Raw genomic sequence first — 22,946 nt, 5'->3', positions numbered from 1 at the left:
AAGTGGCAAGCAATCCAAATCAGCCAGAGGTTCACCTGCGTCCTAACGCAGTGGTACCGTACAAATCCGTTGCTGCCGTGATGGCTTCTGCCCAGCGTTTGGGTGTGACCAAAATCGGTATGGTAGGGAATGAGCAGTTCTTGAAATAATCAAGCAATGCATCACTACCTTCGGTAGAGAATAAAAAATGGCAGGGTTTCCCTGCCATTTTTTTATCTACTTTATTTCCGCTTTGTTTCTACGATCTCTGGTGCGCTATCACTTCGCACTTCAGGTATTTTTCTTGATGACCGCGTTAAATTGCTTTAATCGAGGATGCACCATCGGTACGCTCAACATCGTACTTGCCACCGCCATCAGCAACAGTGCCGTAAAGCTCGCGCTAGTAATAATGTGCTTATCGAGCAGGATATTGACGAAAATAATCATAATCAATGCCTTGGTCTGCAATAACCATCCAATGATCGATGCTTCGCCTTTTTCCCATCCTAGTATTTTCCCTGCCAGATGAATGCCCGTCAGCTTGCCAGCCACGGATGCCACCAATAAAACAGCAGCAGCAATAAACACGGCGATACCACCAACTTCCCACGTCGTTTTTAATCCGGTACTCAAAAAGAAAACGGGCATCATCACCAACAACACATGGTGACGCAACAGATCCATTTTTTCTTGCTCAAACCACGCCGCATCCATCACTGCCCCGGCAAGGAAAGCACCCACCATAAAATGTAAGCCAGACCAATCTGCTGCGAAGCCACAAGCAGCAAGCCAAATAACACTCACATACCAACGATCACGCTCCGCAAGCTTCGCCATCCATTTCCGGAACAAATAAGTCGCAATCGCAAAACTCAGCAGAAAAGCACATTGCCGACCGACGCGCGTCCAATCCATCAAGATCGTCGCTAAGACACCCCAGATCGCAATATCGTCCAGACTGGCATAGCGCAAAATTCGCTGACCAAGCGGCTGCCGAAGTATTTCAAGCTTTTCCATGAACAGAATCAAAATTGGCAGGGCCGTAACAGCACACGCCATACCGATTCCCACCACAAATTGCCATGTTCTGGCCTCAGTGCCAATCCATCCCGGAAATGCCAACATACCAAGCGCTACAATGCTGCCAAACACCAAAGGGACACCTAAGGCCAAGCCGGCCGTCAACGCGCCCTCGCCTCGGTGCTGCCACGCTTTTTTCAGATCAAGCTCAATGCCAGCAATCATCACGAATAACATCACGGCCCACTGCGCAATCCCATTGAGCATGGGCATCACCTTAGGATCAGCCTTGAAAATCAGCGTGTAATAATCAGGCAATACCGCCCCAAGAACACCAGGGCCTAACAAGATACCCGCGATAATCTGCACAACAACCAATGGCGCGTAATAATCCGTCTTTCCAAGACGCCAGATAGCGTAAGGAATCGTAAAAATAATCAACATCGCGATTAAAAAAATTTCGCTCGTTGCCATCATGGTTGTGTGCATGAAACCTTCATCCCTCATCACTTCGATTGATCTGGAAATCGTTTGTCATCACTGACCGTTGGCATCTCCATGTGCGTGGCGCTTTCCAAGCGGCGACTCACACTACGAATCACAATAAACTGCTTACGGAATTCCAAACCGCGCTGTGGCCATTGTTCTGCATAATGAACGAGCGACTCTACCGCCGCCGGAAAATCTTGGCCATTCACCCGACAATCGGCTGCTGCCACCTGCTGATGATCACGAGATGCGAACAAGCGCACGCCATAAAACTGATCGCTCTGCAACACATCATGAAACGTTTGTATGCTTTCAGTGAATAAACAGCAAGGACAAAACGGATGCGCTTCATTTTTCTTGGGCGCGGGCAAGGTGGCGAGGTGGGCGACAGGTCCGAGAATCACCTGACGGTATCTCGCTATCGCATTGGCTTCATCCGCAGCGGTATTCATTTCGATGACGGTACAATCCCGCGGCACATCACGGGTTGCATCCAGTAAGACGACGAGGTCCATGTTCGCCCATTGCGTTAAACCATCGGCGATCGCTGCCTCTTCTGTCGCAGCCAATGCATGCTGGTATTCCGCAATTCCTTGTGGAAAATAAACGGCATGCCAAGCGATAATCTTGGTACAGGTGCGGACACGCCCATCACTCAACGCCACCGTCTCGACAGGTTGAACAGCCAGCACCAATCCTTCTGGCAACAGCAACTGCGTCTTGGTGCTTTCAAAAGGAATCGACAGCGTAGTGAAAACCTCTGCGAGTTGCCCGAGCAATACCGGATCGCTCGCGACGTCATTCACCAGATCGTGCGCCGTGGCGGCAAGATCTTGTCCGCCCGTAGAACGCTGGGTCAACTGCTTTGCGAATGACTTAAATGCCTGAATCAAAGACATAAATGAGAAAAAAGTAGAAATGAAGTAAAAATAAGCGAGAAATAAAAAGAATCACCAATCTGTCTGTACGCTTTAAAACGCGTCGGTTTGTCGGTAAATTTCCCCACCTGCGCCATCATTGAACATCGCTAGCGAAATATCACTGGCGAAATACTACCTGAACGACTGCAGGAATAAACGAAAAGCAACGTGACAGGTGCCACGTTGCTGACGATGTCGGAACCTTCAGCCATCCTGGTGCCTCAAGATATGCGTCAACATTGGTGCCAACATGCGATCATTGCCAATGCAACTTTTCAGCTTGTCAGCTATCCAGATGCGAAATCAACAAATTGGTAAACCGCGATAAATCCTTGCGCTTGAGCACATCATCCTGTGGCGCATCGACCGACAACCCAACCGTTAAAATATCGATCAACAGCAACTGTAAAATGCGCGAAATCATCGATAAGAAGGTCGCATTATCTTCGGTGTGATTCACTGCGAGACACACGGTCGCTCGTTTCGCTAACTGAGACTGGTGTGGCGCAATCGCAATAACATCCGCACCTGCCGCCAACGCAGTATCGACGGCTTTGAGTAATTCAGGCAGTTTGCCGGAGTTACTCACCACAATGACCACATCACCTGGGTTCAGTAATTCTGCTGCCATCGAGAAAAGGTGCGCATCGCCGTAAATCGCTGTCGGAATACGGAAACGGAAAAATTTATGCTGCCCATCCAACGCTACCGCACGCGAGTTACCCATCGCATAAAATTCGACTTTGTTCGCTTTACGGAGCAATGCAATTGCCTGATCAATGGCGTGCACTTCTAATTGATCACGGAAACTCAGAATCGCCGACACCGTGTTATCGATCACTTTGGCACTCAGATCATGCGTGCTATCACTCTTTCTAACCTGGCTGTGACGTACGGGAATCGTACCGGTCAAACTACTTGCAAACTTAAGTTTAAAATCCGCCAGCCCGGCAAAACCCAGCGAGCGGCAAAAGCGAATCACCGTTGGCTGGCTGACATCCGCCAAACGGGCGATCTCAACAATCGCTTCATTGAGTACGGTCCGTGGATTTTCCAGCACCAGTTTCGCCACACGACGTTCAGCTGGGGTGAGTTCCGATTGAATCGTCTGAATTCGATCCATCAATGAGCTATCACCACTACGACCACGCAAGTGCTCGGAGAGAATCGCTGAAACACCATAAAAGGCCGGATTCGGCGTCGTGATGACAAAGGTCGGAATCTGCGCCAGATAACTACTAAAACGCCCCTTGGCCTCAAAGCGTGAACGGAAAGCCGATTCGTGAAAACGTACGCCCATCAAGGGCACAATACCGCCACCGATATAAATACCGCCAAATGCACCTAAGGTAACGGCCAGATTGGCACTAAAACTACCAAGCATACCGCAGAAGCATTCAATACTTTCAAGGCACAATGGATCGCTGTCATTGAGCGCACCGTGCATGACTTCTTGCGCAGCTAAAGGCTTGACGTCTTGTTTATTCCGGTGCGCTAACGCGCGGTAAATCAATTCAAGACCTGGCCCAGAGATCAGACGTTCTGTTGAAACGTGGGGCCATTCCTTCCAAGCAAACTGCAAAATCGCGTACTCACGTTCATCGCAAGGCGCAAAGTTAACGTGACCACCTTCCGAACCTAACGTAACAAAACCATCCGAGGTCGGAATCAAACCAGACACCCCCAACCCGGTACCAGGCCCTAAGACACCAATAACCGATTTCGGCACTGGCGTACCGCCACCGACTTGCATCACATCGCCGGGCTGCAATCCTGGCAATGCCATGGCCAGCGCCGTAAAGTCGTTCACGATCAACAAGGTGTAAAGACCAAATTCGCGACGGACATCTTCAATAGAAAATTCCCATGCACGATTTGTCATGCGGACATAGTCGCCATCGATCGGATTGGCCAGCGCAAACGCAGCATGGTGGACACGCTGAGTCGGATGCTGATCGAGGTAAGCGCGCAGAAGATCAATGATCCCTGAGTATTCATCACACTTTAATACCTGCACCGACTCAAAAACACCTGGTGAGGTTTCGAGGGTAAATCGGGCGTGGGTCGCCCCGATGTCCGCTAACAATCGCGGGCCACCAGAAAAACCTAAGCCGTTGCTGTGCTCCGTTAATGTACGTTCTGTCAATCCGTTTTCAGTCATGGTTCTTTGTTTTAATGGTTTAAGACACACGCCAAACTGTTCAACGAAATCAGGCAAGCTCGCAAGCACCTTCGTCAAAACGAACTGTCAACTGCCATCGCAACTCCGGCGCTACTTCCGCGCCGTCGTGCGTTATTGCCGATCAACACGAAAGCATCACCGGCGATGAGCGGAAACTGGTTTTACTTCATTCAGCGTGATAAAAACATACGCAATTTACCACAGCACCAGCTTCTTGAAGTCGCTTTCGGTCGCCTTACATCAATATTTTCACCACCAATTGCTTCTGGTTTTGCTTGCGCCATTGCACTGGCACCTGTAACGCTCTGGTTTTTGCATCCCATCGCGCTGCAACAACTTGTCCATCAATCAGCACCCGTTGAGGCTGCCGCGCTATGTTGTGAACCAGTAAAGCAATGTTTCTATCCGTTGCTTGATAATGGGCACCAGCTGCGGTGGTCAAGGTCACCTCTAATTCAGCGCGATGCGATACTGCATGAAAGTGGAGTAATGCGGACCTTCCTTGCTCTGCGGCGTGCGCGGTGACGCCATCATCGTCATACAGCATGCCATGTGATTGTGGTACGGACTGATCATAGTAATAATGCAATTCCAGATCTTTGCCTGTGTACTGGCTCGTATTTTGTATCCCCAGCGATGCAGGCACTAAGGGGATAAAAGCGCCAGCCCTGACAAAAACAGGGATATGGTCTGCAGCAACATCCACCACTTGGTGAGTACCGGCGGCAAATGCTTGGCCAGTGTAAAAATCAAACCATTGACTGTCGGCAGGAAAATAAATCTCAGCCTTTGTTTGACCAGACTGCAGAATAGGATAGACCAAGAAGTCATTACCCCAGAGATAACTGTCCGCATTGCCATACAGCCGGGCATTGCCGGGTTCAGAGTAAAACAGCGGACGCATGAGTGGCAAGCCACGTTGGCTATTTTCGTAGGCAATCGTATAGTTGTACGGCAGCATCCGATAACGCAGTTCGATCGCCGCTTTTGCTAAGGCTTTGGTCGCAGGTGCACGCAAGACGGGTTCAGAAGCGACTTCTTCTTGTGCGTGAGGACGGAATATCGGTTGGAATACACCATATTGCAGCCACCGCGTATAGAGCTCATCATCGAGATTCGCGCCCGCAAATCCACCAAGATCGGAGTGCATATAAGCCATCCCTTGCATCCCCATCTGCAATGCAATTTCGGGCTGAGAACGTAATCCACCCCATGTCCGGTTGACGTCACCAGACCAAGGAATCATTCCGTAGCGTTGCGATCCCGAATAGCCCGAGCGCATTAAAATGAACGGACGCTCTTGTGGAAATTCTTTCGCGTATCCATCAGCAATGAGCTTTGCCCAAGCATGACCATAAATATTGTGTACCTGGTCGGCCGATCCGGTTTTATGTTGCAGTGCGGATGGATGTACTTCCGGCTCGCCCAAATCGCCCCACCATCCTGCGACACCTTGTGCCTTCAGATTTTTATAGATATTCCAGAACCAGCTTTGAGCATGCGGATCAAAAATATCGATTAATCCTGTGTTACCAAAATAAAAATCATACGTGAACGGCTTACCGTCTTTGCCGGTGGCTAATAACCGCTGATCAACCGCTTCTTGCCATTTATCCGATGTCGTCAAGACAAAAGGCTCGGTGATCAAAATCGTTTTCACACCTTGCTGTGCAAAATCAGCAATCATTTTTTGGGGTTGCGGAAACTGTGTTTTATCAAAGGCCAGGTTCCCCATGGTTCCCTTGATATCTTTGCCAAACCAGTACAAGTCAAAAATGATCGCATCAACAGGAATCTGGTCACGATGAAATTGATCCAAAATCGTCCGTGCTTCGGCTTCAGTATGATAACCAAATCGGCTCGCAAAATTACCGAAAGCCCAGCGCGGAGGTAAAGGCTGGTGCCCTGTTAATTGGGTATAACTGGCGACCACATCCGCCCAACTATCACCTGCAATGACTTGGTACGTTTTTCTGCCACTGATCGTTTCATAGGCAAGAACGTTCGTCTTTTTACTATCAAGATCCAGATAGCCGATGGCTGGATTATCGAAATGAATGCCGTACATTCTGGAAGACAAAACGAGCGGGATACCGAAGTTCATTTGTTCTGAATGTTCTTCGTATCCATAATGTGCTTTGTTATATAACGGCAGTCGATATCCACGACGGTTCATGCCGAGAGCACGCGCGCCAGCACCATACAACGCTTCGTTGTCATCCAAATTAAAATCTAACGTCTCCCCGTTTGCTTGGTGGCTATAACCATTTTTTTCGGATGTTAAGACTCTATTTTTGTAGGAATAACTGATTTGAAACGGCGCTTTCTGAATATGCACCGCCATCTCTTTCGCCGCATAGTCGATCGCGTTTGCCGATATTTTTAATGATGTCTGCATTTTTTGCGGTTGAAGAACGACCGCATGAGAAGGAATTGTCTGTGTTTCCCCATTTGGAATAAACGTTGTCTCTACCATCGTTGGCGAATATGGCTTAAAAATATACCGTCCATCGTTGGTCGTTACTTCCAAGCTATCCGCTTTTTTCTCGATGTGCGTGATGGTGCGCTGTACATTTTGTGCATACGCGGCGTTGATGCCGATCGCACCGAACAACAAGAAAGAGGCACCGACGGCTCTCACGATGACACACTGCATGGGTTTGATTTTCATTGAGGTTCCTCTGCAATCAAGGCAATAGGGTATTGGCTTTGCAGTGTCACTGTGCCATCAACGACAACCGCTGTTTGTCCTGAATAATGATCGCGTACGATCTGCCCGTTCACAAATACACCCGCCACGGAAATGGCATTTGGTGTTGTGGTCGATAAATCCAAAGCAACAACCACTTTGTCACTGATGTGGGCATCGCTGTAAGTGCGCTGAAAGGTATAGGGGTGATCACTCAGTTTTTGATGGACGCCTGCACCAATGGCCACATGATCATGGCGAAATTGACCTAATTTCTGCCAATGTGTGAGCACGTCACGGATCGCTACACCATGGCGTGTTGCGTTCGTTTGCAACTCATCCCAATTCATCATCGAGCGTAGACTTGCATCGCCTTCCGTGCCTCGGACATGAATATCTCTGGCGGTTTCATCACCGTAATAGATTTGTGCAGCCCCTGGACTTAAGAGTAATTTTGTTCCGGCATCCATAGCATGTTGACGGTCAACATCAAATGGCTGCATATCATCATGCGAACTGATGTAATTGAGCACAGACTGGTTCTTTAACGCACCAGCAAGTTGTGTGGAATAGTGACTAAAAAGGGTTTCGGCGTCATGGTGGGTATCGGATTTAAACCCGAAGTTAATCAAACTATCAAAACCATGTGCATAAAAATTGATGGTACTGCCACCATCCATCACAAACTGTTGTCCCTGATCGATGTGATAGCCGTAAACTTCGGCGGTCATATAAAACGGATCATCACCCAGCTTTTGGGTGGGATGGTCATGCTTCCAAGTGTCGAAGGTCGCACTCGCAAGCTGCTGAAATTCTTTCCATACCTCAGGCTCTACATGCTTGACCGTGTCCGCTCGGAACCCATCGATGCCATATTTTCTGATCCAGTCTGTATGCCACTTCATCAAATAATAGCGCGGGGCACGTGGATAGCCAGTACGCTGAAAGAAGGCATCGAGTTCCTGCATTTCTTGTTCGTAACGCCCTTCTGCTTTCCATTTCGCCACCAAGGCGGGCGGCAACGCGACATTCGCGTCACTCTCAGTCCGAATATCCGGCAACCCTTTCACTAAGGCACAACTGACAGTGGTTGGAATATCTTTATAAGTACAAACGGGCTCCGTACGCACCCAATCCGATGGCCAAGGGGCATCCATCGAGGTTGCAGGACCAACGTGGTTCATGACGATATCAAGGAGAATCCGAATGCCGTGTGCATGGGCAGTATTGACCAATTCTCGCATATCGTCCGACGTGCCAAGGTTGGCATCAACAGCCGTAAAATCCGCTGCCCAATAGCCGTGGAAACCATAGGTTTTCCCAGCACCCTCGTCAGTTGCACCATGAATTTGCTCAACAGGTGGCGTCAGCCAAATCGCATTCACACCAAGACGGTCAAAATAGCCATCCTTGATTTTGGCCGTAATCCCTGCCAGATTCCCGCCCATAAATCCTCGCAACGGCGCAGCGTCATTTTTACGCCCATAGGGTAATGGCGTATCGGCTGCGGCTGTACTGCGTTGCTGGTTAAAACGATCCGTCAATAAAAAGTAAACGGTCGCGTTTTTCCATAAAAAGGGAGAAGATGCACCGTGCTCCGCGGACATCGCAAGCGGTGACGATAAGAGTGAAACGAGTAAGGCAATTGAACATCGAAACGAAGTCAACTTCATGCTATGTGCCCCATCAAAATAGAGAAAGTGCAGACGGCAACGTCGACATGAACACATGCACTAACGGTGCCAAGGCAGCCTAGCGTGACCACAACTAGGTCACGCCAGAACGAAGGTCGAAGAGTAAGGCGTTAGTACTCAGCTTTTTTCGACCGCGTCATCGTTGACGATCAATGTCAGCAAACCACCGATAACCATGCACAATCCACCCAGCATCAATACTTTGACGGACTGGTTATTGAAGAAGTTTTTCAATACCGCACCGAGGACGACACCAGCGATAATCTGGGGAATCACCACAAAGAAATTAAACATCCCCATGTAGTAACCCATGCGATTAGCAGGTAATGCACCCGCCAAAATGGCGTAAGGCATCGTCAATACACTGGCCCATGCGATACCCACACCCACCATCGGCACCAACAACATTCCTTTAGAAGGCACAGCGAAAATACTGATCAAACTCACGCCACCAATCACGAGACAGACCATGTGCACGAATTTGCGACTGGTTTTTTCTGCGAGGATAGGCAGGATAAAAGCAGCAATAGCAGAGACACCCCCGTAGACACCAAACATCACACCCACCCAGTTGCCGCCCTCCTGATACGCAGCGGATTGCGGATCAGTGGTATGAAATACGGTGTCGGCAATCGACGGTGTGGTGTAGACCCACATCGCAAATAACGCAACCCACGAGAAAAACTGCACGACGGCCAATTGCACCATTGTTTTTGGCATCTTCAAAAAGCCACCAAAAATTTCTTTGAGGGCTGTAATAACACCACTATTTTGTTTCTTTTCTTCTAAAAATTGTTCGATATCCTGTGGTGGGATTTCTTTCGATGTCAGCACGGTCCACAAAACTGACAACGCAAATACAGTACCGCCAAAATAAAATGAGTAACGCACGGTATCGGGAATCGCACCATCTACGGGGATATTGCTGACACCACAATAGTCGGTAAAGAACTTTGGCAACAGCGAAGCAATCACACCGCCACAACCAATTAAAAATGTCTGCATCGCAAAACCAGCGGTTTGCTGTGATGGATTTAATTTGTCACCCACGAATGCACGAAACGGCTCCATGGAAATATTGATCGCAGAGTCCATCATCCACAATACCAAAATGGCCATCCACAACATTGTTGAGTTCGGCATCAAAAACATCGCAATCGATGCGAGCATGGCGCCGATAAAGAAGAATGGACGGCGGCGTCCCCACACTGGATGCCACGTGTTGTCACTCAGATAGCCAATGACAGGCTGTACCAACATACCAGTAATTGGTGCAGCTAACCAGAAAAGCGCGAGGTCATCAGGATTTGCACCGAGGGTCGCAAAAATCCGGCTCGTGTTGGTGTTTTGTAAGGCGAAACCAAACTGAATACCAAAAAAACCAAAGCTCATGTTCCACAGTTGCCAAAACGAAAGCTGTGGTTTGTTGATGTGTGTGTGCATCGTGATGCGTCCCCGTGTAGTTTTTCATTGATGACGACGTCGCTGGCGATTCAGGAATGCGACGCGGCACAGCGCTACCCTCAGCAGCACCAACACCATTTGCACACCCGCCAACGTCTTGTCACGCATTTTTGCGATTTATTAGATGAAGTCTCTGCTTCAATGCTCATTCTGTACTAAAACTAGATTCCATGTCAAACAGAGACTACGGCAAAGCAAAGAAATAAACAGTTCTCAAAGTGCCGCAATAAGGGGAGCATCGTGAGCAGCGTTGTGTTCATTCCACAAAACGAGATACGAGAAAATGTAGCAATACTACTTTTTAAGACCAAGACGGGCCACTGTTAGAGATGAAGCCCCCTCAAAAGCATCAATATCACCAACACTTGACGTGCAAAGAGACCGTTTTTACGCGCCAAAACGCGGAAAGCAGGGTCGTCTATGATATATTCGGGTCAAAAATTATTTTCAACAAGTAGGCACATTGCGCGTGACAACAAAGTCATCGACTGATTTCCGTCAGATGTCAAAAATGACATCGCAACTGACAGCACGACTGACATCGCGACTGACACCAAACCGCTGCGAGCACGCCACTTGTTGAATCGTGATTGCCGACCACCCAAAACGGCACAGCAACAACCCAGATTCCATTACTGTACGGCATATCAACGCCGCAAAGCCCATCAATGAAAGTAACAATGAACCACAAACTCAGTATCGACGAATACGATGCACTCGAACAAATCAGCAAGTTGCCCAAAAATGCAAAACCCAACGCATGCATTGGACGCAATACCAAACGCTTGTCTGGCATTAAACTGATCACTTACCGGAAAGATGGCAGCCTCGAACTGACCGAAATGGGTCGTCAAGTTTTGTTCATCAAACAATGTATCGACGGCCTGCGCGCTATCGCAAGTAACCCAGAAGCACCATTAAGCGGGCCAGTGGCAACATTCTTGGGCAAAAAAGGCCACATTGAAATCGATCCCGAAACAGGCAAAACCGCCATTAGTGCACGCGGCTTAGAATGCCTCGCGGATATCGACGCCAATACAAAGAAAAACTAACACGCCTCATCATCATGATGGGATAACGAGATTATCCCATCATCGTCTTGCATTGCATCCCGCCACCATCTCCACCTGACCCGCTGATCTCGATGGCGGACGGACCACCGCGCATCGCATCAACTCACATGCTTATAGCGGCTATAACCACCAAAGTTATGTTCCGTCGGCTTGAGCACCAATGTTGTCCGCGCAGGGACAGTCACTGTCAAAAATCCAGATTCAATCGTCATGCGTTCTTTTCCCGTTGGATCAAATGCATCCACGAGCGGCGTCTGGTCCATCAGAAAAGGATTAGCAATCATGACGCGTTCGGTGACCTCGTGATCAGCAGGATTGACCACGACGATGACTGTCTCAAGCACTTTGTCGGTGTATCGCTCGTAAGCAAAAAGCTTCTCTGATTCTACCAATCTGAAATCGCCAACACGTAATGCCCTATTTGTTTTTCGCAAGTTGATTAATTGCTTCATCCAGATCAACTCTGGATTTTGGGCATTCATCAAGTCCCATCGCATGGGGCTTCTATTTTCAGGGTCAGGTCCACCGTTCATTCCCAACTCGGCACCATAGTAAATATTCGGCGCCCCAGGAAGCGTGAATTGCATTGCTTGCACCATGCGTCGTTGGGACTTCTCAGGAAACTGATTGGCAATACGTGGCAAATCATGATTATCGATAATCATCCAAGACTTGAGCATCGGTTCGATACCTGCGTCCTGAATCAGACGCTCTGTCATTCGCGCACTCTTCGTCACGCTCAGTTGTTCACTCGCCAATCCCAACACAATTTGCCGCAAACCAAAATTCATTACCGCATCAATGGACTGCAACCATTTTCCGGGATAATTCACTATCTCACCGACAACAAGCGAACCTGGTTTTTGCCTATGGGCTGCATCGGTTAAATCACGGAGATAGCGAGGTCCGAGCTCAAATGCCGTGTCCAAACGCCATCCGTCAGCACCGTCTCTGAGGTAGCTTTGAACAACAGAGTTTGGTGATGCGTAGATGTAATCGCGGACGGCAGCATTATCGAGGTTAAGCTCCGGTAAATTTTGAAAACCCGTCCAAACACGCGCCCCACCCTCATATTGCGGCCCAATCGCAAACCAATTTCTCCATGGGCTAGTAGGATTGCGGAAAGCATCTTGAAATTTCTCAGAATTACGCCCCATGTGGTTAAAAACGCCATCCAGCACCAACTTCATGCCACGTTGATGAACATCGACAGCAAGAGTCTTGAACTCGGCCCGCGTTCCGTATTCTGGCGAGATCGCCATAAAATCGAGGGCATCATATTTGTGGTTGGTATATGCCAAATGGATCGGGTTAAGGTAAAGCACATCCGCACCCAGTTGCTTGATGTAATCCAACTGCGTCGACAAACTCTGTAAATCACCACCCCAAAAATCCAACTCCGCGCTATTGAGCTTTCCTTCTGGCAGATAGACGCCCGGCTTTGCAGGCTCAGACCAGTCATGCAATACCTTCGGTGCAGGATAAAGCTGACGTTTCGCGTCCAAATGGTTCGAGGGCACAAAGCGATCGACCAGCACTTGGTAGACAATGGCTCCGTTCCGCCAATCCAGCTCGCGCTTGTCGTAGGTCGACTCAGATTTTGTCGCTGGCGTACCAGCAATGGATGCGGTAGCGCTCGCCCCAAGTAGACAAGCGAGGAGTATTTTTTTACGTAAAAATGGCATAACAGATGTCCCGTGTGTGGATGTTTATTTTTATGGTTAACTTCTTCTTACTGACTTCATTGACTTCATTTAAATTTTTGATTTATGCGTTCTCCTCTGCAGACAAAGTCGAGGGATCTCTCGCTCCCGTCATCACCGCAACCGCATCCGACATACTGATCTTTTTGGGATCGACGACGGCAATTCTTTTTCCGAGTCGTTGAATGTGAAAGCGGTCAGCGATCTCAAAAACGTGCGGCATATTATGACTAATCAAAATCACAGCAAGGCCTCGGTCGCGAACACGGCGTATCAGTTCCAACACCATATTTCCTTCCTTCACACCCAGCGCCGCTGTTGGCTCATCGAGAATCACAACATGCCGCGCAAACGCAGTCGCACGCGCCACCGCAACCGCCTGACGCTGTCCGCCCGATAATGTCTCGACCGCTTGACTCATCGAGCGAATACCAATTTTTAGATCCTGCATGTAACGGATAGCCTCATTCAGCATGGTTTCCTTGTCGATGAGGCGTAGCCACTTTCCAAGAATGCCGGGACGAAGAATTTCTCTTCCTAAGAATAAGTTTTCAGCGATCGTCATTGCTGGCGCCACCGCCAAATCCTGATAGACAGTCTCGATGCCATGCGATCTAGCATCGGCCGGCGAATGAAACTGCACTTGGTTGCCGTCGAGAAGTAATTCACCCTGATCTGGAATCAGTGCACCAGAGAGTGCCTTGATTAGGCTCGATTTACCCGCTCCGTTATCACCAATCACGGCAAGAATTTCACCAGCACGAAGTTCAAAATCTGCCCCATCAAGAGCCGTCACATTGCCATAGCGTTTGGTCAAGCCCGATGCTTGCAATACAAGGGAATGATTTTCCATGTCTTATGCTTTCTTGTGCGTGAGCTGATCAGTTGCCACGGCCAAAATAACGAGGATACCGGTAGCAAGAACTTGATACACAGACGGAACCCCCATCAACGTCAGACCATTCCTGAATACCCCAACGATGAGCACGCCAATCAAGGTACCAAGGACGGACCCACGCCCACCAAAAAGACTGGTACCACCCAGAACAACGGCAGTAATACTGTCGAGATTATCCGTCGAGCCCGCTTGCGGATCACCGACCCCCATCCGTGCAACAGACAGCATCGCTGCGACACCATAAAGCACACCTGCGACGATATACACAGTACACAACACGGTTTGCGTCCGAATACCGGTCAAACGAGCGGCTTCAGGATGATTACCTACCGCGTATAAATGTCGACCAGGCGCTGTTTCTCGCAAAAACAACCAGGTCAACACGTAGAGTAGAAGCATTAACACGGTGCCATAAGTGATGGTTGTTTCACCCAGTTGAAAAGTTGCGCCTAAGGTTTGCATCGACTCGGGCAAATCAGTTACTGTTTGCGCTTGTGAATAAATCTGCGTTATCGCAAACGTGATATTCATCGTCCCGAGTGTGACGATAAATGCCGGTAAGCGAATCCGCGTAACTAACGCGCCATTGATGACACCAATCAATGCACAACACAACACCCCAACAGCAATCGCTGCGCTGGCTGGCAATCCATGTTCAACAGCAAGTTTTGACATCACGACTGAGCCCAGCGCCATCGACATGCCGCAAGACAAGTCGATGCCTGCGGTAAGGATGATCAAGGTTTGTCCGATCGCAAGCACCCCCACGACCATGACCTGCTGCAGAATCAACGAAAAATTTTGCCCACTCAAAAAACGATCAGATTGACTCGCAAAAAAAATGGACGCGACGAGTAGCGCGAGAATAGGCCCCAATACCGATACGGCTGGCAATTTCAACCGATGAAAAAAATGCGACACCCCTGCCTCATCTTTGCCAATGCTATTACTCATTTCACTTCTTCCCCCAGCACGCATCAAGACCAAATTGACTATCCTTACTCTCGACACCTGCGACAGGATGATCGGTAATCAAATGGACCCCCGTATCGATGTAGCCCATCGCTTTCTTGCCAGTTTTCGCATAGGCAATCCCTGCCTCGACACCCAGCGATGCCATTTTTAATGGATATTGCTGGGACGTCGCAGCGATCGCGCCCGCCTTGATATCTCTCACGCCCGTACAACCACCATCCACTGTCACGATCATCACGCTCTTTTCTTTGCCGATGGCTTTCAAAGCTTTATATGCCCCTGCTGCAACAGGCTCGTTGATCGCGTAGACCAAGTTAATTTGGGGATTTTTTTGAAGACAATTTTCCATCGCTGTCTGCCCCTTCGCCTGATCGCCAAACGCATCTTGCATACACACCACGGAGGGATCATTCGCCTTCACACCAAAGCCATCCAAAAAGCCTGTATGCCGAGCAATGCCAACGGGATGCCCCGGGAACAGATCTAGCGTCGCGATTTTGGCTGATTTGCCGCCCATGACCGCCTTGGCGTATTGTCCGATGAGTTTTCCGGCTTGGTAGTTATCGGTGGCAAACAAGGCATCCACGGCGTCTTTTGGCTCAGTGGAACTATCCAAGGCAATCAGTTGCACACCCTTGTCTCGCGCCTTTTTTAACGAAGGGACAATCGCTTTGGCATCACTTGGAACAATCAAAATTGTTTTCGCGCCGGCGGCAATCATGTTCTCAATCGCCGACACTTGGCCAGCATTATCGCCATCGAATTTCCCGGCAGCTGTCAGTAATATGACACCACCTGCCTGTGCCGCTTGTTGCGCTCCTTCTTTCATTTTGACGAAAAAAGGATTGGTATCGGTCTTCGTAATCAATCCAATCACTGGTTGCTCTGCAGCTACTGCTATCGTCGACATCCATACAAAGGCCGTACCTACTACCACATTGCTCAACTTCATGTTCATCTCCTGAATAATTTGATGAGTCACCGCGTTACCTACGATGGGTCGCGAACGGGTTAAGCGAAATATAGGGGGATGAAATTGTTAAAGCAAGGCATCTCGTTGACGTTAACCACCTACAAAAGGACGCAAAGTAGGACGTCCTTTTCCCTTTTTCTATAGCTGAGCGACATACAAAAAATCGTCCTTTCCTTATAAGGTTAAAGAAAGTAAAATATCTGAAAATGTAGTTTTAATACACGAGAAAAATGTCTTCCGGCATGATCTATGGCACAATAATGTCACATTTTTCCCAAAAAAAGCCGTCATTTTTACATTTGCATAATTATTCTGAACTAATACTACAAAAAGCGACGAAAACGATTTTCCTCTTTTAATATAGGGATTCTGATGAAAAAAATAATGTTAGCGCTGTCATGCGCGTTGGCGACCAGTTTTGCAATGGCGCAGAGTGTCAGTACAGTCGTTCATCCAGCTTGGAGTAAGAATGCGGCCATTTATGAAGCCAATATCCGCCAATTTTCTGCAGAGGGAAGTTTTAAAAAGTTTGAAGGGTATTTGCCAGAATTAAAAAAAATGGGAGTTGGCATCATCTGGATCATGCCGATTAATCCGATTGGTAAAGTCAATCGCAAAGGGACGCTTGGCAGCTACTACTCTGTCGCTGATTACACCGCCGTCAATCCTGAATTCGGTACACCGGAAGACTTTCATCATTTAGTCGACGCCATCCATGCGCAAGGCATGAAAGTCATTATTGACTGGGTTGCCAACCATACTGCATGGGATCATCCTTGGGTGAAAGAGCATCCGGATTACTATGTTCATGATGCCAAAGGTCAATTCGTTGCACCGGTGCCAGATTGGTTTGACGTGATCAAACTCGATTACAGCAATCCGCAATTACGCAAAGAAATGATCAGCGCGCTCTCTTACTGGGTGACTAACTATGATCTAGACGGGTTCCGCTGCGACGTCGCTGCCATGGTGCCAACCGATTTCTGGAACGAAGCGCGTCAGCAATTAGATAAAATAAAGCCAGTATTCATGCTGGCCGAGGCAGTCGAACCCGACCTGCAAGAGCATGCGTTTGATATGACGTATGGCTGGCAATTCAAAGATATTTTTGGTGAGATTGCTAAGGGCAAGAAAAATGCCGCAGACATGGCTGCCTACCTCCATACCGACGACACAACGTATAACCCTAACTCTTACCGGATGCTTCACACCTCTAACCATGATCTCAATTCATGGGAAGGCACGGAGTTTGTTCGTCTTGGTGACGCCGTAGAAACATTCTTAGTCTTATCGAATACACTCAAAGGGATGCCTTTGTTATACGAGGGACAGGAAGCAGGCAATACCAAAGCCTTAGATTTCTTTGAGCGTGATCCGATTGTATGGAAAGATCATCCTTACAAAGCGCTCTACACAAAACTGTTCCATTTAAAACAAACCAATCATGCGCTATGGAACGGCCTTGATGGTGGACAGCCACAAATGATCAAGACGAGTGACGATGAACATATTTTTGCTTTCGTCCGCAGCAAAGATCAAGATCAAATCGTTGGGATTTTTAATCTTTCAGACAAACCACGTACATTCAGCTCGACGGATCCTGCACTCAAAGGAACGTTCATCAATCCTCTCGATGGCCAACCGACAGTAGTGCCGCAAGAATTGAAAGCGTGGGAATATAAGTTGTTAGTGAAGTAAGCTGTATCATCATAACCATAACCATAATCATAACCATCATCACGATCGACGTATTATCGTTGATCCAATTGGAGGAACACACATGAAAAAACATAGCGCGATATTGTCAGGGCTCATTCTCTCATTTACCCTGGCCGGTTGTGCCACCGACGTGCGCAACACTGCCATGCTGACCTTTGAAACCAAACCCGAAGGCGCGACCCTGTACGAGGGAAAAACGGTATTAGGCGTTGCTCCTGTCACACGGACTTACACCTTCCCTGAAAACACGACCACACTGGAAACACCCGAAGTAACAGCGGTATGGCCAAGTGGCGCCAAAGCGACTTATTGGACCTACCTGCCAATTCATGCCGATTTGAATGCGAAGATTAATCGCCCAGAAAAGGCACCGGGTTTAGAGCAAGATTTGGCGAATGCACAAGCCATTATTGATGCAGCGGCGAAAGATGCCCAGCGTAAAAAAGAGAGTGATGCACACGATCTGGCACGTGGCTCAGCACGCTGTGCGAATGAGACGCGAACTGGCGCAACCAGCACCGTTGATTGCTTTTAATTTGTTGTCTCTTTGAGGTATCCACAGAAGGTGATCGTCTTGAACGATCATCCGGCTTATTTACTATTTTAAAATCAAGCCGTTTCGTTTTCTCCCTTGTATCCCCCTTGCCTCCTACTCCCGAAGGCAATGGGGGATAGCGTTTTACATTGGAGGCTGTGCTGCGCAATAGTCTGCAATGAATGCTGCGTGCGTCGGCATGGCATCAACGCACTTACCAATCAATCCACTGACATCACTTAGATACTGCTGCGTTTCATCTTCACGAATCAGGTCCACTAAAGGATTGTAGGAGCGTGGGCGCAAACCTTGTCCATGCATGACCTGCAACCAGCTTGGCTTAGTAAACAACTCATTTCCTTCACGATAGATTCTGCCGTGACTGCGGAATAACGCCATTTTCTGTTGCAATGACGCGGGAATGTCCATTTCGCGGCAGTAGTCCCAGAAAGGTGAATCAGAACGCTCCGTTGCCTTGTAGTGAAGGATGATGAAATCACGTGCCCATGCGTATTCGTTACTCATCACTTCATTGTAGTGAGAACGATCCGCCGCATCGAATCCAGCCGACGGGAAATGACTGATTAAGTGGATAATCGATTGTTGAATCAGATGAATACTTGTGGATTCTAGTGGCTCGATAAACCCGCATGACAATCCAACAGCAACGCAGTTTTTATTCCATGCTTGTTGACGCATACCGGTTTTAAACCGGACAGGACGTGGCTCTGCCAGCGCAACACCATCAAGATTCGCTAATAGAATGGACGTCGCCTCGTCTTCACTCATGTACTTACTGCAGAATACATGACCATTGCCAATCCGATGCTGCAATGGAATCCGCCATTGCCATCCAGCGCTATGCGCGGTGGATCGTGTGTAAGGTGTCAGCTCTGGTGCGGATGCACAAGGTACTGCGACGGCAGTATCGCAAGGCAGCCAATGCGACCAGTCTTCGTAACCGGTGTGCAAAGTCTCTTCGATCAGTAATGCTCTAAAGCCCGAACAATCAATAAACAAATCACCAACGATTTCTTCATCGTTTTCCAGCACAACACTACGAATATGGCCGTCAGCTGGATGCGTGGTCACACGTGCGATCTTCCCTTCACGCCTAACGACACCGAGCGCTTCGCTATACTGACGTAAAAACTTCGCATACATCCCGGCATCAAAATGATAGGCATGCGAAATTTGTCCTAATGGCGAGTTGGGCATATCCGTTTGCGCAGTGATAAACTTGTTTTGCAAACAGGCTGCTGTATTAATCGAAAAATGATCGAGTGCTGGCACTTTGCCCGCCATGAAATGCTTGAGCCAATACTGATAAAAATCGACCGTAAAGGTTTCTTGCCCAATGGTGCCAAAACCGTGAATGTAACGGTCACCAATCTGCCCCCAATTGACAAATTCAATTCCTAATTTAAATGTCCCTTGGGTTGCACGTAAAAAATCAACCTCATTCACTCCCAGAATATGGTTGAAGTGACGAATCATCGGGATCGTCGCCTCACCAACACCAATGGTGCCAATCTGATCTGATTCAACCAGCGTAATGCTGTATTGGCCTTTCAGTGTTTTCGCTAACGCGGATGCACTCATCCATCCCGCAGTTCCACCACCAACGATGACGATGCGCTGGCACTTATTTGAGACCGGAGCGTTATCTTGTTTCATAAAACCCATCACGAAATAAAATGATTATTGAATACTCTATAAAAAAACCCCTGCCACGGATAGTGGACAGGGGCATATTTGAGACACAATTCCCAATAACTACATTACAGCTTGTAGCTCAGGCTCAGGAAGTAAGTCGCGCCAGTCTGTGTTTTAGTATTGACAGAACCATCGCCATTATTCAACTGGTAGAAAGGATGATTCAGGTTGTTACCTTCAAAACGTACAGACAAACCTTTTACTGGACCCGATTGGATTTCGTAACCGATCTGAGCAGAAACCCAACGTTGCGGCTGGATGTACATCAGTGATGGGTAACCACCGACTGTCGTATTACCAACGCTACCAACATATTTCGAACGCATGTTAGTTGCAACAAAGGCGCTAAAGCCATTTTTCTCGAAGTACACCATCAACTTCTCATTGACTTTAGACAAGCCTGGCAATGGAATGCTACCAGCGTTTGGCGCTTGATCTGGATTTTGTCCGATGCTGTTAGGCAAAGAGACATCACTGTCAGTGTAGGAGTAACTTGCTGTTACACCGAAACCATCCAGATATTTCGATGCCATGTTCAGAGGCACGGAAGCGGTCAACTCAGTACCATATAACGCACCGCCAGAGCCATTGACTGTCGTTGTGTAGATACCCTTATTACCACCTGGCAATGATTGCAAACCAAACGTGCTCAGATACGGTGTGTAGTCAAAGCTGGAGTTTGTCATTGGCACGATGTATGTATCGAGCTTCTTGTAGAACGCTGCAGCACTGATATAACCTTTTTTAGCGAAGTATTTCTCCAGAGATACGTCAAACGCATCTGCCAAGAAAGGCTTCAAGAATGGATTACCTGCTGAACCTTCAAAACGCGCTGGCTGTGCAACACCATTGACTGCCGCTGGATTGCTATTGACTGCAAATGAGAAGGAGCCACGCATATCTGTCATGTTTGGACGTGCGATTTGACGAGCCAATCCCAAACGGAGAGCCAGATCATTACCCAAGTCACCATTCAGATTTAATGACGGCAATACGTTCGTATAAGAAGTTTGCTCTGTCGTCATCGAACCACCAACAGCTGGGTTATTCAGCACTGGTGTTGAGCCAACACTTGCTTGGTAACCAGAGCCAGACTGGGTTGTATTAACGATTTGCAGACCAACGTTACCTCTGACTGGAATATTTGCGACCTTCGATTCAAGATCCAGTTTTCCGTAGACCGTGGTGACTTTTTCTTCAACGCCCCAGGTTTTTGACAGAATATCGTTGTTATATTTGCGTTGCAATACAGTACCAGGAACAAGGTCCACTGTTGGGTCAAAGCCCAGCATGTTGATACCTGTGCCACCCACGTTCGAAATCACAGAAGCACCGGATGGCATTGGCACACGCGCATAACCATTTTGCGCAGCAGAGATAATCAAACCTTCGTCTGTAATCGCTGTTTTTGTACGGTCTGTGTAGTTCAAGCCGAATTTCAGATTGGTGAACATACCCTCGCTAAATTCTTTTTTCAGATCGACGCGAACAGCTTTCACTTTATCTGTGATTGTCGGGCCTTTAGCGTAACCAGCTTGTGATACAGAACTGCAAGATGGATCTTGTGGTACCAGTGGGCTGCTGATGCCACTCCAGCCGCATTGGTTGCGGATCGCCATGGTGCTTGGGTCAGTCAAGCTAGCGCCGTAGGCCATCTGTGGTACACCGCCATTAAGACCATTCATTGTCAATGTCTGTGGTGTAGCCAGACCAGCATAGTACTCATCATCACGCTGCACGCTTTGTGCGGAGTTGTAGCTCAGATCAACGACTGCCGTCCAGTCATTGTTGACCTTCAATGTATTTTTCCAACCGACAGATTTGATCGTATCGTTCTCTAACAAGCCCTCGTTACGGTCGATCAAGTTAACGCCTGTCATTGTTGTACCTGTCGCAACACCGCCAACAATGGTCGTTTTCGTGAAAGCGCCGGTACCAGGAATCTGCAATTCACTGATTTTTGTATAATCTTCAATTTTGGAGTAGAACACATCCAATTGGCTATTGAAGTTTTTGTTTGGTTTGAATGCAAGAATACCTGCAACACCTGTACGCTTATCGCTCACAGTTTGCGTATCGATATTGAAGCCACCGCCGCCCGGTACGGTCACGCCAGAAACGGTATTACCGTTCGTATCTACCACGTTGCCTTTGTAGTCACCCCAAGTACCGAAATCATTGTGGCCTGAATCACTCGTTTGATGCACAACGCCCAATGCCACACCGATAGTACGGTCTGCGAATTGGTCGATATAAGTGAACGTTTCACGCTTGCCTGTACCTTGTACTTGCAAACTAACGCCATTTTTTGTTTGTTGAACACCAACACTCACTGTCCGCTTTGGAAATGCCAACGGATCAATCAGCTTCTGATCGATCGTACCAGACAAGCCCTGACCGACCACTTCAGCATCATTCGTTTTATAGACAACAGCACCGCTGATCAATTCTGCTGGATAAACACTCAGATCGACAGCACGGCTGTCAGCTGTACTTGTTTGCTCACGACCATTCAATAAATAACCAGCGAAGTCTGGGCTCAAACCACGAATACTAATCGTCGTTGCATTACCGTTCTTGTCGCGCTGTGTTGTCAAACCTGGCAGACGTGCCAGAGACTCGGCGATTGTTGTATCTGGCAACTTACCGATATCTTCAGCAGAAATCGCTTCAACGATGGAAGTATTTTCTTTTTTGACCGAAATCGCATCTTCAATACCTTTGCGAATACCGACCACTTCAACGGTGCTCGTCACCGTGGAATTACCCGCCGCTGGCGTTGCTTGCTGTGCAGAAGCATTGTTTGCAGAAATTGACAGCATGATGACGCATGCCGCTGCGATTGGCGTTACTTTGAATTGAAAATTCAATGCCGCATCGTCTCGTATTTTTTCTTTTTTACTCATTACCCGTC

The 22,946-nt window shown here is 48.2% G+C and carries 16 protein-coding genes; 4 read left to right on the top strand and 12 right to left on the bottom strand.

Going from position 1 to position 22,946, the window contains the following annotated elements:
• The coding region (locus ACO0K2_RS15710) for an ExbD/TolR family protein (protein WP_423020515.1) at positions 1-149 on the top strand (149 nt) is incomplete at its 5' end.
• A gap of 121 nt (positions 150-270) precedes the next feature.
• On the opposite strand, the gene ACO0K2_RS15705 is transcribed toward ACO0K2_RS15710, so the two are convergent.
• From ACO0K2_RS15705 to ACO0K2_RS15680, 6 genes are all read right to left on the bottom strand, one after another.
• Positions 271-1,476, bottom strand: a complete 1,206-nt coding sequence (locus tag ACO0K2_RS15705; protein ID WP_423020513.1) for a cation:proton antiporter — start codon at positions 1,474-1,476, stop codon at positions 271-273.
• Between the two features lie 32 nt (positions 1,477-1,508).
• The gene (locus ACO0K2_RS15700; protein ID WP_423020489.1) at positions 1,509-2,351 is read right to left on the bottom strand and encodes a DUF6348 family protein; all 843 of its coding nucleotides are present in this window, start codon (positions 2,349-2,351) and stop codon (positions 1,509-1,511) included.
• A 343-nt stretch (positions 2,352-2,694) separates the two neighbouring features.
• A complete protein-coding gene (locus ACO0K2_RS15695; RefSeq protein ID WP_423020487.1) occupies positions 2,695-4,572 on the bottom strand; it encodes a glucokinase in 1,878 nt (625 codons plus the stop codon).
• A gap of 256 nt (positions 4,573-4,828) precedes the next feature.
• Positions 4,829-7,264 carry a TIM-barrel domain-containing protein gene (locus ACO0K2_RS15690; RefSeq protein WP_423020485.1) on the bottom strand — a complete coding sequence of 812 codons (2,436 nt, stop codon included), beginning with the start codon at positions 7,262-7,264 and terminating at the stop codon, positions 4,829-4,831.
• Positions 7,261-8,955 (bottom strand): alpha-amylase family glycosyl hydrolase, encoded by a 1,695-nt coding sequence (locus tag ACO0K2_RS15685; RefSeq protein ID WP_423020483.1) that lies wholly within the window; start codon positions 8,953-8,955, stop codon positions 7,261-7,263. Before ACO0K2_RS15685 ends, ACO0K2_RS15690 begins: the two co-directional genes overlap by 4 nt.
• 138 nt (positions 8,956-9,093) lie before the next feature.
• Positions 9,094-10,419 carry an MFS transporter gene (locus tag ACO0K2_RS15680; protein ID WP_423020481.1) on the bottom strand — a complete coding sequence of 442 codons (1,326 nt, stop codon included), beginning with the start codon at positions 10,417-10,419 and terminating at the stop codon, positions 9,094-9,096.
• A 611-nt stretch (positions 10,420-11,030) separates the two neighbouring features.
• Between ACO0K2_RS15680 and ACO0K2_RS15675 the strand changes: the two genes are divergently transcribed.
• Complete coding sequence (locus ACO0K2_RS15675) at positions 11,031-11,492, top strand: hypothetical protein (protein ID WP_423020479.1); 462 nt, start codon at positions 11,031-11,033, stop codon at positions 11,490-11,492.
• 119 nt (positions 11,493-11,611) lie between these two features.
• On the opposite strand, the gene ACO0K2_RS15670 is transcribed toward ACO0K2_RS15675, so the two are convergent.
• The 4 genes from ACO0K2_RS15670 to ACO0K2_RS15655 all read right to left on the bottom strand — a co-directional run bounded on the left by ACO0K2_RS15670 (position 11,612) and on the right by ACO0K2_RS15655 (position 16,041).
• Positions 11,612-13,198, bottom strand: coding sequence for a glycoside hydrolase family 13 protein (locus tag ACO0K2_RS15670; RefSeq protein ID WP_423020477.1), 1,587 nt, complete (start codon positions 13,196-13,198; stop codon positions 11,612-11,614).
• Between the two features lie 82 nt (positions 13,199-13,280).
• Positions 13,281-14,069, bottom strand: a complete 789-nt coding sequence (locus tag ACO0K2_RS15665) for an ATP-binding cassette domain-containing protein (RefSeq protein WP_423020475.1) — start codon at positions 14,067-14,069, stop codon at positions 13,281-13,283.
• A gap of 3 nt (positions 14,070-14,072) precedes the next feature.
• Positions 14,073-15,068, bottom strand: coding sequence for an ABC transporter permease (locus ACO0K2_RS15660; protein WP_423020473.1), 996 nt, complete (start codon positions 15,066-15,068; stop codon positions 14,073-14,075).
• Position 15,069: 1 nt separating this feature from the next.
• Entirely contained in the window at positions 15,070-16,041 is a 972-nt protein-coding gene (locus ACO0K2_RS15655; protein WP_423020471.1) for a sugar ABC transporter substrate-binding protein, read from the bottom strand.
• 393 nt (positions 16,042-16,434) lie between these two features.
• Between ACO0K2_RS15655 and ACO0K2_RS15650 the strand changes: the two genes are divergently transcribed.
• Together ACO0K2_RS15650 and ACO0K2_RS15645 are read left to right on the top strand one after the other, a co-directional pair.
• Entirely contained in the window at positions 16,435-17,760 is a 1,326-nt protein-coding gene (locus ACO0K2_RS15650) for an alpha-amylase family glycosyl hydrolase (protein ID WP_423020469.1), read from the top strand.
• 82 nt (positions 17,761-17,842) lie between these two features.
• Positions 17,843-18,316 carry a hypothetical protein gene (locus tag ACO0K2_RS15645; protein ID WP_423020467.1) on the top strand — a complete coding sequence of 158 codons (474 nt, stop codon included), beginning with the start codon at positions 17,843-17,845 and terminating at the stop codon, positions 18,314-18,316.
• Positions 18,317-18,460: 144 nt separating this feature from the next.
• Here ACO0K2_RS15645 and ACO0K2_RS15640 read toward each other — a convergent pair whose 3' ends face one another.
• Positions 18,461-19,993 (bottom strand): tryptophan halogenase family protein, encoded by a 1,533-nt coding sequence (locus ACO0K2_RS15640; protein WP_423020465.1) that lies wholly within the window; start codon positions 19,991-19,993, stop codon positions 18,461-18,463.
• Positions 19,994-20,097: 104 nt separating this feature from the next.
• Positions 20,098-22,938, bottom strand: a complete 2,841-nt coding sequence (locus ACO0K2_RS15635) for a TonB-dependent receptor (RefSeq protein ID WP_423020463.1) — start codon at positions 22,936-22,938, stop codon at positions 20,098-20,100.
• Between the last annotated feature and the right edge of the window lie 8 nt (positions 22,939-22,946).

It is taken from the genome of Undibacterium sp. MH2W (genome assembly GCF_049340215.1).
GTDB lineage: Bacteria > Pseudomonadota > Gammaproteobacteria > Burkholderiales > Burkholderiaceae_D > Undibacterium.
Note: the sequence above shows the minus strand (reverse complement) of the source record. Positions and strands in the feature narration are given on the sequence as shown.

Bases quoted from the DNA above. Each gene is read 5' to 3' on its own strand.
- ACO0K2_RS15705 (WP_423020513.1), bottom strand. From the start codon at position 1,476: ATGGCAACGAGCGAAATTTTTTTAATCGCGATGTTGATTATTTTTACG.
- ACO0K2_RS15695 (WP_423020487.1), bottom strand. From the start codon at position 4,572: ATGACTGAAAACGGATTGACAGAACGTACATTAACGGAGCACAGCAAC.
- ACO0K2_RS15690 (WP_423020485.1), bottom strand. From the start codon at position 7,264: ATGAAAATCAAACCCATGCAGTGTGTCATCGTGAGAGCCGTCGGTGCC.
- ACO0K2_RS15685 (WP_423020483.1), bottom strand. From the start codon at position 8,955: ATGAAGTTGACTTCGTTTCGATGTTCAATTGCCTTACTCGTTTCACTC.
- ACO0K2_RS15680 (WP_423020481.1), bottom strand. From the start codon at position 10,419: ATGCACACACACATCAACAAACCACAGCTTTCGTTTTGGCAACTGTGG.
- ACO0K2_RS15670 (WP_423020477.1), bottom strand. From the start codon at position 13,198: ATGCCATTTTTACGTAAAAAAATACTCCTCGCTTGTCTACTTGGGGCG.
- ACO0K2_RS15665 (WP_423020475.1), bottom strand. From the start codon at position 14,069: ATGGAAAATCATTCCCTTGTATTGCAAGCATCGGGCTTGACCAAACGC.
- ACO0K2_RS15660 (WP_423020473.1), bottom strand. From the start codon at position 15,068: ATGAGTAATAGCATTGGCAAAGATGAGGCAGGGGTGTCGCATTTTTTT.
- ACO0K2_RS15655 (WP_423020471.1), bottom strand. From the start codon at position 16,041: ATGAAGTTGAGCAATGTGGTAGTAGGTACGGCCTTTGTATGGATGTCG.
- ACO0K2_RS15650 (WP_423020469.1), top strand. From the start codon at position 16,435: ATGAAAAAAATAATGTTAGCGCTGTCATGCGCGTTGGCGACCAGTTTT.
- ACO0K2_RS15645 (WP_423020467.1), top strand. From the start codon at position 17,843: ATGAAAAAACATAGCGCGATATTGTCAGGGCTCATTCTCTCATTTACC.
- ACO0K2_RS15640 (WP_423020465.1), bottom strand. From the start codon at position 19,993: ATGAAACAAGATAACGCTCCGGTCTCAAATAAGTGCCAGCGCATCGTC.
- ACO0K2_RS15635 (WP_423020463.1), bottom strand. From the start codon at position 22,938: ATGAGTAAAAAAGAAAAAATACGAGACGATGCGGCATTGAATTTTCAA.